Raw genomic sequence first — 15,146 nt, forward strand, 5'->3', positions numbered from 1 at the left:
GGCTTAGATCGCGCTGCGCAGCGGGCCGCGCGCGGCCTCGTAGGCGGCGCCGACCCGGTACAACCGGTCGTCGGCCAGCGCGGGCGCCATGATCTGCAACCCCACCGGCAGGTCGTCGTCGGGCGACAGACCGGATGGCACCGACATGCCGCAGTGCCCGGCCAGGTTCAGCGGCAGCGTGCACAGGTCGAACAGATACATGGCCAGCGGGTCGTCGACCTTCTCCCCCAGCCCGAACGCGGTGGTCGGGGTGGCCGGCGAGACCACCACGTCGACGGACTCGTAGGCGCTGTCGAGGTCGCGGGCGATCAGCGTGCGCACCTTCTGGGCCTGGTTGTAGTAAGCGTCGTAGTAGCCGGCCGACAGCGCGTAGGTGCCGATCATGATGCGCCGCTTGACCTCCGGGCCGAAACCGGCGGCCCGAGTCAGCGCCATCACCTCCTCGGCGCTGTGGCTGCCGTCGTCGCCGATGCGCAGCCCGTAGCGCATCGCGTCGAAGCGGGCCAGGTTGCTGGACACCTCCGAGGGCAAAATCAGGTAGTAGGCGGCCAGCGCGTACTCGAAGTGCGGGCAGTCGACCTCGCTCACCTCGGCGCCCAGCGCGGTCAACTGCTCGACGGCGGCCTCGAAGGAGGCCAGCACGCCGGGCTGATATCCCTCGCCGCGCAGCTGCCTGACCACCCCGACCCGAACACCCTTGAGGTCACCGGCCGCGCCGGCCCGGGCGGCGCCGACGACGTCGGGCACCGGCGCGTCGACGGAGGTGGAGTCGCGGATGTCGTGGCCGGCGATCACCTGGTGCAGCAGCGCGGTGTCGAGCACGGTGCGCGCGCACGGGCCGCCCTGATCCAGCGATGACGCGCAGGCCACCAGGCCGTACCGGGACACCGTGCCGTAGGTGGGCTTGACCCCGACGGTCGCGGTCAGCGCGGCGGGCTGCCGGATCGAGCCGCCGGTGTCGGAGCCGATCGCCAGCGGCGCCTGGAACGCCGCCAGCGCGGCCGCGCTGCCGCCGCCGGAACCGCCGGGCACCCGCTCGACATTCCACGGATTGCGGGTCGGGCCGTAGGCCGAGTTCTCGGTCGAGGAGCCCATCGCGAACTCGTCCATGTTGGTCTTGCCCAGGATCGGGATGCCCGCGGCCCGCAGCTTCGTGGTGACGGTGGCGTCGTACGGCGAACGCCAGCCCTGCAGAATCTTGGACCCGCAGGTGGTGGGCATGTCGACGGTGGTGAAGACGTCCTTGAGCGCCAGCGGCACCCCGGCCAGCGGCGAGGGCAGCCGCTCGCCCGCGGCCACCGCCTCGTCGACGACCGCGGCCGCGCCCAGCGCCTCGTCGGCGGCCACGTGCAAAAAGGCGTGGTAGCGCTCGTCGGTCGCCGCGATCTGATCCAGGCAGGCCTGGGTGACCTCGACCGAAGACAACTCCTTGGCGGCGATGCGGGCGGCCAGCGTCGCGGCGTCCGACCGGATGATCTCGTTCACTCGTCCCCCAGGATCTGCGGGACGGCGAACCGGCCGTCGACGGCTTCGGGCGCTTCGGCCAGGGCTTCGGCCTGCGTCAGGCAGGGCATCGGCTCGTCCGGGCGGGTGACGTTGAGGTCCTTCAGCGGGTTGTCGGTCGGTTCGACGCCGGTGACGTCGACCGCCTGCACCTGGCTGACGTGGGTGAGGATGGCGTCGAGCTGGCCGGCGAAGCTGTCGAGCTCGGCGTCCGTCAGCGCCAGCCGGGACAGCCGGGCCAGGTGCGCCACCTCATCGCGGGAGATCTGGGACACGATCGGAAAGCCTAGCCCGCCGCGTCCGCCGCGCTGGCGTGACGTTCGGCGGCCACCGCCACGCTGGCGTTACGCCCGATTACGCCCGGCGGGCAGAACACCCCGGGCTGTGCAACAGTGTTGGCCGTGCCGTCCTATCTGTTGCGCATCGAGCTCCTCGACCGTCCGGGCAGCCTGGGATCGCTGGCGGTGGCGCTCGGTTCGGTGGGAGCCGACATCCTCTCGCTGGACGTGGTGGACCGCAGCTCGGGTTATGCGATCGACGACCTGGTGATCGAGCTGCCGGCCGGGGCCATGCCCGACACGTTGATCACCGCCGCCGAGTCACTGTCGGGGGTACGGGTGGACAGTGTGCGTCCGCACACCGGTCTGCTGGAGGCCCACCGCGAGCTGGAACTGCTCGACCACGTCGCCGCGGCCGACGACAAGACGGCCAGGCTACAGGTGCTGGTCGACGAGGCGCCCAAGGTGCTGCGGGTCAGCTGGTGCACGGTGTTGCGCAGCGCCGGTGGCGAGCTGCACCGCCTGGCCGGCAGTTCGGGCGCTCCGGAGACCAAGGCGGACTCGGCTCCCTGGCTGCCGCTGGAGCGGGCGATGACGCTGGACAGCAGCGGCGACTGGGTGCCCAAGGCGTGGCGCGATATGGACATGACGATGGTCGCGGCGCCGCTGGGCGACCCGCACACCGCGGTGGTGCTGGGCCGGCCGGGCCCGGAATTCCGGCCGTCGGAGGTCGCCCGGCTGGGCTACCTGGCCGGGATCGTGGCCACCATGCTGCGCTGATTCCCGCGCACGCCCGAATGATGTTGTCCCACTTAGGTTTTACTCGCCGCCACCACATTGGCCCTCGGCAGACGCCTTTTCAGGGCAGCGACCCGCAGCAGCTGAACGGTCAGGTTGGTGGCTCCCAGTATCGGGAACAACCCGATGTAGATGCGCAGCGATCTGACCCCGTGCAGTTCGAGGGTGCTGAACACGATGAAGCATCCGATGGTGAACACGGCGGCCGGGATCGAAAAGGCCAGCGGGGAACTGCGATCGGCGATGGTCTGCGCCGCGCAATCGAATTCCTCCTGCGACATCGGTTCGCCTTTGCGCAATTTGTCCAAAGCCCTTCTGGTGCCGCCGATCTCCTCACCGATCGGCGTGGGCTGGCGCCCCAGCAGCCGCTTCACGAAGGCGAAGACGAAGACGGCGAGCACCAATTCGGTCACGCCGGCGAGCACCGCCAGATAACCAAACAGGCCCAAGTTCCTTCACTCCTTTGCCGGACAAGGCGGTGTGGCATCGCCGGAGAACTAGCCGCGGGAATGCCTTGCTGCTGACGGTGTCTCGGGCGCGACGGCGGGGTCGCCGTCTTCCCAGAGCAGCAGCTGGCGAACCGCCGGCCGCGGACCGTACGGCCGCAGCATCGTGCTGGCCGGCCGGGGACGCACCCGCTGGGGCCACCAGAACCACCGGCCCAGCAGCGCGGCGACCGACGGCGTCATGAACGACCGCACGATCAACGTGTCGAACAACAGCCCCAGCGCGATCGTCGTCCCGATCTGACCCAGCACCAACAGCGAGGCGGAGACGAAGGAGGCCATGGTGAAGGCGAACACCAGTCCGGCGGAGGTCACCACCGCCCCGCTGCCCGCCATGGACCGGATGATGCCCGTGTTCAAGCCGGCGTGGATCTCCTCCCTGAACCGGGAGATCAGCAGCAGGTTGTAGTCGGATCCCACCGCCAGCAGGATGATGACGGACAGTGCCAGGCAGATCCAGTACAGCTTGATGCCGAGGATGTCCTGCCAAACCAGCACGGACAGGCCGAACGAGGCGCCCAACGACAGCGCCACCGTGCCGACGATGACGATCGCGGCGACCAGGCTTCGGGTGATGAGCACCATGATCAGCAGGATGAGGCTCAGCGCGGCGATCCCCGCGATCAGCAGGTCGTATTTGGCGCCCTCGGCGATGTCCTTGTACGTTGCGGCGGTGCCGGCGAGATAGATGTTGGAGTCCCCCAACGGCGTGTTCTTGACGGCCTGTTTGGCGGCGTTGCGAATCGGCTCGATGTGCGAAATGCCTTCGGGGGTGGCCGGATCGCCCTCGTGCGAGATGATCATGCGGGCGGCCTTGCCGTCCGGCGAGAGGAACAGTTTCAGTCCTCGTTTGAATTCGGGGTTGGTGAAGGCCTCCGGCGGCAAATAGAACGAATCGTCGTTCTTCGCGGCGTCGTACGCCTGGCCCAGTGCGGTGGCGGTGTCGGTGTTCGCCCGGGTCTGGGCGTTGATCCCGAGGTTGGTGGCGTAGTTGGACAGCGTCAGCGCGAGGTTCTTCTCCTGATCGGCGATCTGGGGCGGCAACAGGGTCACCAGTTTTTGTTGGCCCGCGTCCAGCTTGTCCAGGCTGGCGGTGAGCTTTTCAAACTGCGCGCTCAGCTCGTCGATACCGTCGAGCGCGTCGAAGACGGATCGGAACGCGAAGCACGCCGGAATGTCGAAACAGTGCTTCTCCCAATAGAAATAGCTGCGCACCGGCCGGAAGAAATCGTCGAAGTTCGCGATCTTGTCCCGCAGGTCGTTGATGATGGCGATGGTGTCGTGAAAGCTCTGCGTCTCATCGTGGGTGGAGGCCGCGAGCTGCTTTTGCAGCGCATACTGCTGGTTGAGAATGCCGATCGTGTCTTTGAGGTTGTCGGCCTGTTTGAGCAGATCCTCGGCGCGCTCCTTCTGGTATTGCAGGTTTTCGATGCTGCCGATGCTGCCCGCGCTGATCTGGAATGCCAACGAGGTGTGTTCGATCGGGGTACCCAGGGGCCGGGTCATGGACTGGACCTGGGCGATGCCGGGAAGGTGCGCGATCGCTTTGGCGACGCGCTCCAAGTTGATCATGTCGGCCGGATTGCGCATGTCGTGATCGGTCTCGATCATCAACAGCTCGGGATTGAGCCGGGCCTGCGAGAAGTGCCGCTCGGCGGCCGTGTAGCCGGTGTTCGCCGGGGCGCTGGCCGGCATGTAGGGGCGGGCGTCGTAGTTCGTCCGATAGCCGGGCAGGGCGAGCAGGCCGACGAGGGCAACCCCGGTGGCCACCACCAGGATCGGGCCCGGCCAGCGCACGATCGCGGTGCCGATGCGCCGCCACCCCCGCGTCGCCATCTGGCGCTTGGGGTCGAAGAGCCCGAACAGGCTGCCCACCGTGATCACCGCGGGGGTCAGGCTGAGCGCGGCCGCCAGGGCGACCCCGATTCCTATCGCAGCCGGAATCCCCAGGCTCTGAAAGTAATTCAGCCGCGTGAAGCGCAGACACAACACCGCACCCGCCACCGTCAGCCCCGACCCCAGCACGACATGGGTGGTTCCGCGATACATGGTGTAGTAGGCGGTTTCGCGATCTTGCCCTTCGTGGCGTGCCTCGTGGTAACGGCCGACGAAGAAGATCGCGTAGTCGGTGCCGGCGGCGATGACGAGCAGCGTGAGCAGGTTCGTCGCATACGTCGACAGCCCGATCAACCCGACGCTGCCCAGAAACGCCACGATGCCCCGGGCGGCGGCCATTTCGACGATCACGGTGACCAACACGAAAACCGCTGTGACGGAACGGTAAACCCATAGCAGCATGGCCAGGATCACCAGCACGGTGATCACGGTGACCTTGAAGATGCCCTTGCTGCCCACCTCGAACTGATCGGTGACCAGCGGCGCCGCCCCGGTCACGTACGCCTTGACCCCCGGTGGCGGCGGCGTGTGCTCCACGATATTGCGGATGGCGTCGACGGACTCATTGGCCAACGCATCGCCCTGGTTGCCGGCGAGATAGACCTGCACATAGGCGGCCTTGCCGTCCTTGCTTTGCGAGCCCGCCGCGGTCAGCGGATCGCCCCAGAAGTTCTGTACGTGCTCGACGTGTTTGGTGTCGCGTTCGAGCTTGCCGACCAACGCGTCGTAGAACCGGTGGGCGTCGTCGCCCAGCGGCTTGTCGCCCTCCAACACGATCATCGCCGCACTGTCGGAATCGTATTCGTGGAACACCTTGCCGATGTGCTGCATCGCCTGAAACGACGGCGCGGCCGGGGTGTTCAGGGACACGTTGTGGGCCTTGGCCACATCCTCCAGGTTCGGCACGGCGATGTTGGAGATGGCGGCCACCGCCACCCACACCAGCAGTATCGGTACCGAGAGACGACGAATCGTCTGCGCCACAACGGATCTGGTGGCCTGATCCGTGGTCATGCGGACTTCACCAGACAGAAGGTGTAGGCGTTCACCTGGTTGACGATCCTTTCGTCCTTGACGTCACCGTCCACCGTGATGCGACAGCCGAGCGAATCACTGTTGCCCTGCGCCACCAGGTTGCTGAAGGCCCCGGGCTGGGTCGTCACCATGGTCAACGACCATGGCAGGGCCGCGTTGAGCACCTGCCGCGGCTGGACATTGATGTCCACGTAGTTGATGGTCGCCACCGCCCCCGGGTTGCCGAACACCTCGAGGGTGATGTGCTTGGGGCTGAACGGCTCGGTCTGGTCGGAGATGCCGCCGGCGGCCGACGTGTTGTTGTGCGAGCCGAAGATGCCGTGCAGCCGGTAAACGCAGAACCCGGCGACGCCGACCACCACGACGACGACCAGCACCATCCACCCTCGCTTGACCAGCGACGCTATCGAAAAGCCTTTCACCCGTTAGCCTTTCGAATTCGGGTGACGGCTCACGCCCTAGGGCGAGCGCGGCTGCCAACGTCATCAGCGGGATCGACAGGTATCACAGTACGGTACGGGACCGTACTGTACAAGAGGGGCGCGGCGGGCAGTGGCGGGCGATGAATTCCGGTGCCGCCCCGGGTCGATAGCTGTATCCGCCCGGCCAACTGCGAGGAGTATTGATGCTGCCCACCCCGATTTCGGCGACGGACCTGAACATCTACGGCGACGCGGAGCTGCCATGGAGCCGGGTCCTCGAGGCGATGCGGGCCCTGCCCTCCCCCGAGACGCCGCAGTTCCTCGGCACCGTGCGACCCGACGGCAGTCCGCACGCGGCCGGCGTCGGCTCGATCGAGCATGCCGGCAACATCTATTTCACCAGCGGGCCGGCGACGCTGAAGTCCCGCAACCTGGTCGCCAATCCGGCCTGCACCCTGTCGGTGCGGCTGCCCGGGGTCGACCTGATCCTGCAGGGCGACGCGCACCGCACCACCGACGCCGGTGAGCTCGACGCGGTCACCGCGCTGTTCCGCGACGCCGGCTGGCCCTGCGAGCGCGACGGCGACGCCGTCGTGGCCCCCTACAGCGCCCAGAGCGCCGGGCCGCCGCCGTGGCACCTGTACCGATTCGTGCTGCGCGCCGCGGTCGGGGTCGCGCTCACCGAACCGCACGGCGCGACGCGCTGGGCCTTCTCCCCGTAGCCGCGTCGGGTCAGCGCGCGGTCAGGCCGGGGATGAGGAACCCGTCGACCAGCGCCTGCACGGTGCGGCGGCTGGGCGGCCGGGTGGGCACGATCGACCGGAAGATCAGGTAGCCGGGCAGCAGGTCCCAGAGTTCGTCGGAGATGGCGTCGGCGCTGATCTCGCCGCGGTCGACGGCCTGATGCAGCACGTGCTCGATCAAAGCCCGGCGCTGGTCCAGGAATTGGTGCTGCAGCGCGTCGTTGAGCGCCGGGTGCCGCGACACCTCGAACATCACCGCGCGGATGGTGCTGGCGTGGTGGCCGACCTGCTCGCAGACCGTCTCCCCCAGGGCCAGCAGGTCGCCGCGCAGCGTGCCGGTGTTCGGCGGGACGGCTACCTGGCGCACGCCCTCGATGAAGGCGGCCAGCACCAGTTCGGCCTTGGAGGGCCAGCGCCGGTACACGGTGGCCTTGCTGGCGTGGGCGGCGCCGGCCACCGCGTCCACCGTCAACTGGTCATAGCCGTGTTCCTGCAGCAACCGCAGGGTCACCGCCAGGATCTCGGCCTCGCGCGGCGACCACGGCGAGGCCTGCTCGCAGCGGTCGGCCGTCTGGGTCATAGCGCCCACCATAGATGCGCTCGGCCGGTGCCGACGAATTTCGGCGCCGCGAACCTCGCCGGATGGCCACGGCTGCAAAGGTCCGTCAGCGCAGGGTCAGCAGGGCCCGCTCGATGTCGGCGAGCAGGTCGTCGGTGTCCTCGATGCCCAACGAGATGCGCGCGAACCCGTCGGGGACCGCGTCTCCCCAGCGGGCCCGCCGGTCCACCGAGGTGTGCAAACCGCCGAAGCTGGTGGAGGCGATCAGCAGCTCGCTGCCGTCGAGGAGAGCGCGCACCGCGGCGGCGTCGGCCAGTTCGACGGCGACCAGGCCACCGAACCGGCGCATCTGGGCCCTGGCCACCGCGTGCCCCGGGTGCTCGGCCAGCCCGGGATAGCGCACCGCACGCACCGCCGGGTGGCGGGCCAGCAGCGTCGCCACCGCCCGCGCGTTCTGGCACTGGCGCTCGAAGCGCAGTCCGGCGGTTCCCAAGCTGCGCAACAGAAGCCACGCCTCGAACCCGCCCAGGATCGCCCCGGCGAGCAGCCGTTGGCGTTCCACCGCGGCCAGCAACTCGGGCCGGCTGCTGGCGACGTAGCCGGCCAGCAGATCGCTGTGACCGGCCAACGCCTTGGTGGCGCTGGCCACCACCGCGTCGGCGCCCAGCGACAGCGGCTGCTGACCCAACGGCGTGGCCGCGGTGTTGTCGACCACCAGCCGCGCTCCCCGACCGTGACAGACGGTGGCCAGCCGGTGCAGATCGACCACGTCCAGCGCCGGATTGGTCGGCGTCTCGGCCAGCACCACGTCGGCGGTCGCGGCGGCGTCATAGATCTGCGCACTCGACGCCTCGATGACCGTCACACCCGCGGGCGCCAGGTCTTCGGCGGCGTGGCGGCGCACCTGGTAATAGCCGTCGGCCGGCACCACCACGGTCGACCCGGGCGGGGCGAGCGCGCGCAGCACGGCGCTGATGGCCGCCATGCCGGAACCGAACACCAGCGCGCCGACGGCACCCTCGAGCTCGGCGAGCGCCGACTCCAGTTGCCGCCAGGTGGGATTGGAGTTGCGGCCATAGCTGTCCACGCCCGCGGTTTCGTCGCCGGACAGGTGATAGGTGGCGGCCAGCACCGGCTGCGGCGCCACCGGCTGGCCCGAAACAGCTTGAGGATCAACAGCTTTGAGGCTACGGGTGGAGTCACCGTAGTTGCCGCTCATCGGCTCAGTCCGCCGGGGTTTCCGGCGGGCCCTCGGCCAGCAGCTTGCGGAAGCCGTCCTCGTCCAGGATGGGCACGCCGAGCTCGACCGCCTTGTCGTACTTGGAGCCCGGCGAATCGCCGGCCACCACGTAGTCGGTCTTCTTCGACACCGAACCGGCGGCCTTGCCGCCGCGCGCCAGGATCGCCTCCTTGGCGTCGTCGCGGGAGAAACCGGCCAGCGACCCGGTGACCACCACCGTCAGCCCCTCCAGCGTGCGCGGCACGCTGGCGTCGCGCTCGTCGGCCATCCGCACGCCGGCGGCCCGCCACTTGTCCACGATCGCGCGGTGCCAGTCGACGGTGAACCATTCGGTGAGCGCCGCCGCGATCGTCGGGCCGACCCCCTCCACCGCGGCGAGCCGCTCGGTGGACGCCGACATGATCGAGTCCAGATCGCCGAACTCGGTCGCCAGGGCGCGCGCCGCCGTCGGCCCCACGTGCCGGATCGACAACGCCACCAAAACACGCCACAGCGCAACCTTTTTCGCCTTCTGCAGGTTCTGCAGCAGCCGTGTGCCGTTCGCGGACAACGTGCCGGCCTTGGTCCGGAACAGCTCGGTGCGCAGCAGGTCGTCCTCGGTGAGCGCGAACAAGTCGCCCTCGTCGGCGATCACCCCGGCCTTGAGCAGCGCGGTGGCCGCCTCGTAGCCCAGCCCCTCGATGTCGAGTGCGCCGCGGCCGGCGACGTGAAACACCCGCTCTCGCAGCTGCGCCGGGCAGGACCGAGCGTTGGGGCAGCGGATGTCGGCGTCGCCCTCCTTGGCCGGCGCCAGCGGGGTGCCGCACTCGGGACACGTTGTGGGCATGACGAATTCGCGTTCGGTGCCGTCGCGCAGGTCGACGACCGGGCCCAGCACCTCGGGGATCACGTCGCCGGCCTTGCGGATCATCACGGTGTCGCCGATCAGCACGCCCTTGCGCTTGACCTCGGCGGCGTTGTGCAGGGTGGCCAGCCCCACCGTCGACCCGGCCACCTTGACCGGGGTCATGAACGCAAACGGGGTGACGCGCCCGGTGCGCCCGACGTTGACGCGGATGTCGAGGAGCTTGGTCTGCGCCTCCTGGGGCGGGTACTTGTAGGCGACCGCCCAGCGCGGCGCGCGCGAGGTGGCGCCGAGCCGGCGCTGCAACGCGACGTCGTCGACTTTGACCACCACACCGTCGATCTCGTGTTGCAGTTCGTAGCGGTGCTCGCCCCAGTAGCCGATCCGCTCCTGCACCGCGGCCAGCCCGCGCACCCGCGCGGTCTGTTCGGCCACCGGCAGCCCCCACACGCTCAGCGCGGTGTAGGCCTCGTGCTGGGTTTTCGGCGAAAACCCCTCGGTGCGGCCGATGCCGTGGCAGATCATCCGCAGCTTGCGCCGCGCGGTGACGGCCGGGTTCTTCTGGCGCAGCGACCCGGCCGCGCTGTTGCGCGGATTGGCGAACGGCGCCTTGCCGTCTTCGACCAGGCTGGCGTTGAGCGCCTCGAAGTCGGCGAGCAGGAAGAACACCTCACCGCGCACCTCGAGCAGCGCCGGAACCGGGAAGTCGTCGCTGGGCGAGAGGCGTTCGGGCACGTCGTCGATGGTGCGGGCGTTGAGCGTCACGTCCTCGCCGACCCGGCCGTCGCCCCGGGTGGCGGCGCGTTCCAGCCGGCCGTCGCGGTAGACCAGCGACAGGGCCACCCCGTCGATCTTGAGCTCGCACAGGTAGTGCGGGTCCTTGCCGATCTCGTTCTCGACGCGATTGCTCCAGGCGATTAGCTCGTCGGTGTCGAAGACGTCGTCGAGGCTCAGCATCCGCTCCAGGTGCGCCGCCTCGGCGAAGTCGGTGGCGAAACCCGCCCCGCCGACCAGCTGCGTGGGCGAATCGGCCACCCGCAGCTCGGGGTGACGCTCCTCCAGGGCGAGCAGCTCGTTGAACAGCGCGTCGAACTCGGCGTCCGAGATGATCGGCGCGTCCTTGATGTAGTAGCGGAACTGGTGTTCGCGGACCGTTTCGGCCAGCTCCTGCCACTGCCGCCGCACCTCGGGCGGTACCGAATCAGCCTCTGCCGAGCTCACCTTGGCAGGCTATCCGAGCCGACCGACGCAAAACCCGGCAACCTTGCGGGTTGCCTATTCGATGGCGTCGGGGTCCTCGGCGAACAGTTCGGCCGCCCGGCGGGCGAGCCCGATCGCGGTGCGCGCCCACTCGGGCGTGGCGCCGGCCAGGCCGCACGCCGGGGTGACGCCGATCCGGTCGCGCAGAGCCGAGCGGGTGAAGCCGAGCCGATCGGTCACCGCGACCACGGCGCCGGCCACCTGCTCGGCCGACGGCCGCCGCGGCGGGACGCCGACGGCGACGACGCCCAACGCCACCGCCCGGCCCGACTCCACGAACGCGGCCATCCCGTCGAGATCCGCGGCGCCCAACGCGCTCGCATCCACCGACACCGCGCTGAACGCGCTGTCCTGCAACAGGTTCCATGGCATATCGGGGCCGCAGCAGTGCAACAGCACCTCACCGCCGACGGTGTGGACGCAGCCGTCGAGCAGGCCGCGCGCCAGGGCCTCATCGAGAGGCGGCACCGGACTGAGCGCGGTCACCCCGGGCAGCCCGCCGCCCAACGCCGCCGGCAGCGACGGCTCGTCGAACTGGACCACCACCGGCGTCTCGAGGCGGCGGGACAGCCGCGCGCGGTGCGCGGCCACGCCCTCGCCCAGCGAGGCCGCCAGATCGCGCAGCGCCCCGGGGTCGGTGATCGCCCGGTGCCCGTTGGCCAGCTCGATCTCGGCGGCCAGCGTGACGGGCCCCGGGGCCTGCACCTTGACCACCCGGCCGTCGTTGCGCAGGCCGGCGGCCTCCCAGGCCTCCTCCAGCGCGTCCATGTCCTCGTCGAGCAGGCTGATGGCGCGGCGGGTGACCGCGCCCGGCCGGGCCACCAGGCGGTAGCCGCGCGGCACGGTGTCGATGGCCACGTCGACCAGCAGCGCCCCAGCCCGGCCGAGCATGTCGGCGCCCACCCCGCGGGCGGGCAACTCGACGATGTGGGCCAGCGCGCCCGCCAATTCCCCGACGACGACCTCGGCGGCCTCCCGCGCGACCGTGCCGGGCCACGATCCGACGCCGCTGGCCGTTGCGAAGGGGCGGGCGAAAGCACTCACCGGGCAACCGTATTCGACGTCGGCCGATCCGGCGGCCGGCAGGGGGCTGGGGGCCCGGGCGCGGCGCGGGTAGGTTCGAGCCGAAGGGGTGCGAAACGGTGTCGCAGAAGGCGAATGGTCGGTGGCTGCCGCTGCTGGGCGCGGTGGTGCTGCTGGCCGCGGCGTGCAGCCGGGTGGTGGACGGGGCGGCGGTGCCGGGACCCGGCGCCAACCACCGGGTGGTGCAGGGCGTCGACGTCGACGCCATCCTGCTGGACCAGTCGCGGATGCGGGCGATCACCGGCGCCGGGGAGCACCTGAGCATCATTCCCTCGATGGACGGCACCAGCCCGGTGGACATCGAGGCGCTGGCGCAGACCGCGCCGCCGGAGTGCCGGTTCATCTACGCCGAGACGGCAACGTTCGGGCGCGATCTCGAGGCGTTTCACAAGACCACCTTCCAGGACCCGCCCGACGGGGCGTTGATCTCCGAGGGCGCGGCGGCCTATCGCGACGCCGACACCGCGCGGCGCGCCTTCGGCTCCCTGGTGGGTGCGGTCACGGACTGCGCGAACGGCTCGGGCGGTCAGCTCTACGTCGGCGACTGGAACGCCGACGCCGGCTCTCTGCACCTGCGGCCCGGCGGCTGCGGGCGCGACTACCGGATCCTGTCGGTGGCCATGCTGGAAGTCACCTTCTGCGGCTTCGCGCAATCGGTGTCCGACATCGTGATGACGAACATCGCCGCGAACGTGCCGCGTTAGGCCCGGCTCAGCGCGACGTGCCGGCGATGGTCGCGCTGCCGAGCACCTCGTCGCCGTCGGGGTCGTGCCGGTAGAGCGCCAGGGTCTGGCCCGGTGCGACGCCGCGCAGCGGGGCGCGCAGGCGCACCACCAGCTCGTCGCCGACCAGTTCGGCCACCGCGTCCGCGGTTTCACCGTGGGCGCGCACCTGAACCGCGCACTCGAACGGCCCGGACGGAGCCGTTCCCGAGGTGAATACCACTGCGCGCCCGAGCATTTCGCGCACATCGAGGTCGGCCGCCTCCCCCACCCGCACGGTCGCGGTGTCGGCGTCGATCGCCGTCACGTAGCGCGGCCGCCCGTCGGGGCCCGGCCCGGCGATGCCGAGCCCTTTGCGCTGCCCGATGGTGAAGCCGTGCACGCCGTCGTGCTCGGCGAGCACCGTGCCGTCGGCGTTCACGACGGCGCCGCGTCGGACCCCGATGCGCTCACCCAAAAAGGCGCGGGTGTTGCCGGAGGGGATGAAGCAGATGTCGTGGCTGTCCGGCTTTTCGGCGACGGCCAGCCCCCGCCGCGCGGCCTCTTCGCGGATCTGCGGCTTGGGGGTGTCACCGATGGGGAACGCCGCGTGCCGCAACTGCTCGGCGCTGAGCACGGCCAGCACGTAGGACTGGTCCTTGTCCTTGTCGACGGCGCGGCGCAGCCGTCCACCGGACAGCCGGGCATAGTGCCCGGTGGCCACCGCGTCGAACCCGAGCGCAACGGCTTTGGCCGACAGCGCCGAGAACTTGATCTTCTGGTTGCACGTCACGCAGGGGTTGGGTGTTTCGCCGCGGGCGTAGGCCGACACGAACTCGTCGATCACGTCCGCTTGGAACTTCTCCGCGAAATCCCAGACGTAGAACGGGATTCCGAGCACATCGGCGACCCGGCGTGCGTCGGAGGCGTCCTCCTTCGAGCAGCACCCCCGCGAACCGGTGCGCAGCGTGCCGGGAGCGGTGGACAGCGCCAGGTGCACTCCCACCACGTCGTGTCCGGCGTCGACCATCCGGGCGGCGGCGACCGACGAGTCGACGCCACCGCTCATGGCGGCAAGCACTCTCACTTACGAAGCCCCCGCTGCGGCCAGCGCGGCCCGGCGAGCGCGTTCCACCGCCCCGGGCAACACCCGCAGCACGGCGTCGACGTCCGCGTCGATGCTGGTGTGCCCCAACGACAGTCGCAACGAGCCGCGGGCGCTGGCCGGGTCCACGCCCATCGCCACCAGCACGTGCGACGGCTGCGCCACACCGGCGGTGCACGCCGAACCGGTTGAACACTCGATCCCGTTGGCGTCCAACAACATCAACAGCGCATCGCCCTCGCAGCCGCGGAAGGTGAAGTGCGCGTTGCCGGGAAGGCGCAACGGATCCCGGGCGCCGTTGAGTGTGACGTCCTCGATGCCGCCCAGCACCCCGTCGACCAGCCGATCCCGCAACGCGCGCAGCCGGGCGCTGTTGGTTTCCAGCCCGTCGACCGAGATCCGGGCCGCCGCCGCCATTCCGACCGCCCCGGCGACATCGGCTGTGCCCGAACGGATGTCGCGTTCCTGCCCGCCGCCGTGCGCCAGCGGCACGCACGCGACGTCGCGGCGCAGCAGCAGCGCGCCCACGGCCGGCGGGCCGCCGAACTTGTGCGCGGTCACGCTCATCGCCGACAACCCGCTGGCGGTGAAGTCGACCGGCAGCTGGCCCACCGCCTGGACCGCATCGCTGTGCATCGGGACACCGAATTCCGCTGCGACAGCAGCCAATTCCGCGACCGGCTGCACGGTGCCGACCTCGTTGTTGGCCCACATCACCGAGACCAGGGCGACGTCGTCGTGACGGGTGAGCACCTCGCGCAGCGCGGCGGGGCTCACCGAGCCGTCGGCGGCGGTCGGCAGCCAGGTCACCTCGGCGCCTTCGTGTTCGACGAGCCAGTTCACCGAGTCCAGCACGGCGTGGTGTTCCACCTCGCTGGTCACGATGCGCCGCTGCCGCGGCTCGGCGTCGCGGCGGGCCCAGTAGATGCCCTTGACCGCCAGGTTGTCGCTCTCGGTGCCGCCCGCGGTGAAGATCACCTCCGAGGGGCGCGCGCCCAGCTTGTCGGCGACCAGCTCGCGGGACTCCTCGATGCGCCGCCGCGCCGCCCGGCCGCTGGTGTGCAGCGAGGAGGCGTTGCCGACCGTGCCGAGCACAGCCGTCATCGCCTCGACGGCGGCGGGGTGCATCGGGGTGGTGGCGGCGTGATCCAGGTAGACCATGACCCGACCCAC

Annotated in this window: 14 protein-coding genes; 3 read left to right on the forward strand and 11 right to left on the reverse strand. The window is 70.1% G+C overall.

Features of this window, described 5'->3' with window-relative positions; all coding sequences use genetic code 11:
* Positions 1-3 precede the first annotated feature (3 nt).
* Both gatA and gatC read right to left on the reverse strand, forming a co-directional pair.
* Positions 4-1,485, reverse strand: a complete 1,482-nt coding sequence (gene gatA, locus H7I87_RS02025; protein WP_019734175.1) for an Asp-tRNA(Asn)/Glu-tRNA(Gln) amidotransferase subunit GatA — start codon at positions 1,483-1,485, stop codon at positions 4-6.
* Positions 1,482-1,778 (reverse strand): Asp-tRNA(Asn)/Glu-tRNA(Gln) amidotransferase subunit GatC, encoded by a 297-nt coding sequence (gatC, locus tag H7I87_RS02030; protein ID WP_003874995.1) that lies wholly within the window; start codon positions 1,776-1,778, stop codon positions 1,482-1,484. The genes gatA and gatC overlap by 4 nt, the downstream gene beginning before the upstream one ends.
* A 126-nt stretch (positions 1,779-1,904) precedes the next feature.
* On the opposite strand from gatC, the gene H7I87_RS02035 reads away from it, so the two are divergent.
* The gene (locus H7I87_RS02035; protein ID WP_085978616.1) at positions 1,905-2,561 is read left to right on the forward strand and encodes an ACT domain-containing protein; all 657 of its coding nucleotides are present in this window, start codon (positions 1,905-1,907) and stop codon (positions 2,559-2,561) included.
* A 32-nt stretch (positions 2,562-2,593) separates the two neighbouring features.
* Here the strand turns inward: H7I87_RS02035 and H7I87_RS02040 are convergent, their stop codons facing one another.
* The 3 genes from H7I87_RS02040 to H7I87_RS02050 are packed head-to-tail and all read right to left on the reverse strand — an operon-like array spanning position 2,594 to position 6,438.
* Complete coding sequence (locus H7I87_RS02040; RefSeq protein ID WP_003874993.1) at positions 2,594-3,028, reverse strand: hypothetical protein; 435 nt, start codon at positions 3,026-3,028, stop codon at positions 2,594-2,596.
* 48 nt (positions 3,029-3,076) lie between these two features.
* Positions 3,077-5,995 (reverse strand): MMPL/RND family transporter, encoded by a 2,919-nt coding sequence (locus H7I87_RS02045; protein ID WP_023861060.1) that lies wholly within the window; start codon positions 5,993-5,995, stop codon positions 3,077-3,079.
* Positions 5,992-6,438, reverse strand: a complete 447-nt coding sequence (locus tag H7I87_RS02050) for an MmpS family transport accessory protein (protein ID WP_011725713.1) — start codon at positions 6,436-6,438, stop codon at positions 5,992-5,994. The genes H7I87_RS02045 and H7I87_RS02050 overlap by 4 nt, the downstream gene beginning before the upstream one ends.
* A gap of 203 nt (positions 6,439-6,641) precedes the next feature.
* Here H7I87_RS02050 and H7I87_RS02055 point away from each other — a divergent pair, with 203 nt between their 5' ends.
* The gene (locus tag H7I87_RS02055) at positions 6,642-7,160 is read left to right on the forward strand and encodes a pyridoxamine 5'-phosphate oxidase family protein (RefSeq protein ID WP_009978260.1); all 519 of its coding nucleotides are present in this window, start codon (positions 6,642-6,644) and stop codon (positions 7,158-7,160) included.
* A 10-nt stretch (positions 7,161-7,170) separates the two neighbouring features.
* On the opposite strand, the gene H7I87_RS02060 is transcribed toward H7I87_RS02055, so the two are convergent.
* From H7I87_RS02060 to H7I87_RS02075, 4 genes are all read right to left on the reverse strand, one after another.
* A complete protein-coding gene (locus tag H7I87_RS02060) occupies positions 7,171-7,773 on the reverse strand; it encodes a TetR/AcrR family transcriptional regulator (protein WP_003874988.1) in 603 nt (200 codons plus the stop codon).
* A gap of 73 nt (positions 7,774-7,846) precedes the next feature.
* Positions 7,847-8,959, reverse strand: a complete 1,113-nt coding sequence (locus H7I87_RS02065) for a cystathionine gamma-lyase (RefSeq protein WP_019733779.1) — start codon at positions 8,957-8,959, stop codon at positions 7,847-7,849.
* 4 nt (positions 8,960-8,963) lie between these two features.
* Entirely contained in the window at positions 8,964-11,045 is a 2,082-nt protein-coding gene (gene ligA, locus H7I87_RS02070; RefSeq protein ID WP_044544043.1) for an NAD-dependent DNA ligase LigA, read from the reverse strand.
* A 54-nt stretch (positions 11,046-11,099) separates the two neighbouring features.
* A complete protein-coding gene (locus H7I87_RS02075; protein WP_003878753.1) occupies positions 11,100-12,128 on the reverse strand; it encodes a uroporphyrinogen decarboxylase/cobalamine-independent methonine synthase family protein in 1,029 nt (342 codons plus the stop codon).
* Between the two features lie 98 nt (positions 12,129-12,226).
* Here H7I87_RS02075 and H7I87_RS02080 point away from each other — a divergent pair, with 98 nt between their 5' ends.
* Positions 12,227-12,871: a sensor domain-containing protein gene (locus H7I87_RS02080; protein ID WP_003874984.1), complete on the forward strand. Its 645-nt coding sequence runs from the start codon at positions 12,227-12,229 to the stop codon at positions 12,869-12,871.
* A 7-nt stretch (positions 12,872-12,878) separates the two neighbouring features.
* Here H7I87_RS02080 and mnmA read toward each other — a convergent pair whose 3' ends face one another.
* Together mnmA and H7I87_RS02090 are read right to left on the reverse strand one after the other, a co-directional pair.
* Positions 12,879-13,955 (reverse strand): tRNA 2-thiouridine(34) synthase MnmA, encoded by a 1,077-nt coding sequence (gene mnmA, locus H7I87_RS02085; protein ID WP_023880976.1) that lies wholly within the window; start codon positions 13,953-13,955, stop codon positions 12,879-12,881.
* A complete protein-coding gene (locus H7I87_RS02090; RefSeq protein WP_011725718.1) occupies positions 13,956-15,134 on the reverse strand; it encodes a cysteine desulfurase family protein in 1,179 nt (392 codons plus the stop codon). It abuts the gene before it with no gap.
* Positions 15,135-15,146 lie beyond the last annotated feature (12 nt).

The organism is Mycobacterium timonense (assembly GCF_025821985.1).
Classification (GTDB): domain Bacteria; phylum Actinomycetota; class Actinomycetes; order Mycobacteriales; family Mycobacteriaceae; genus Mycobacterium; species Mycobacterium avium.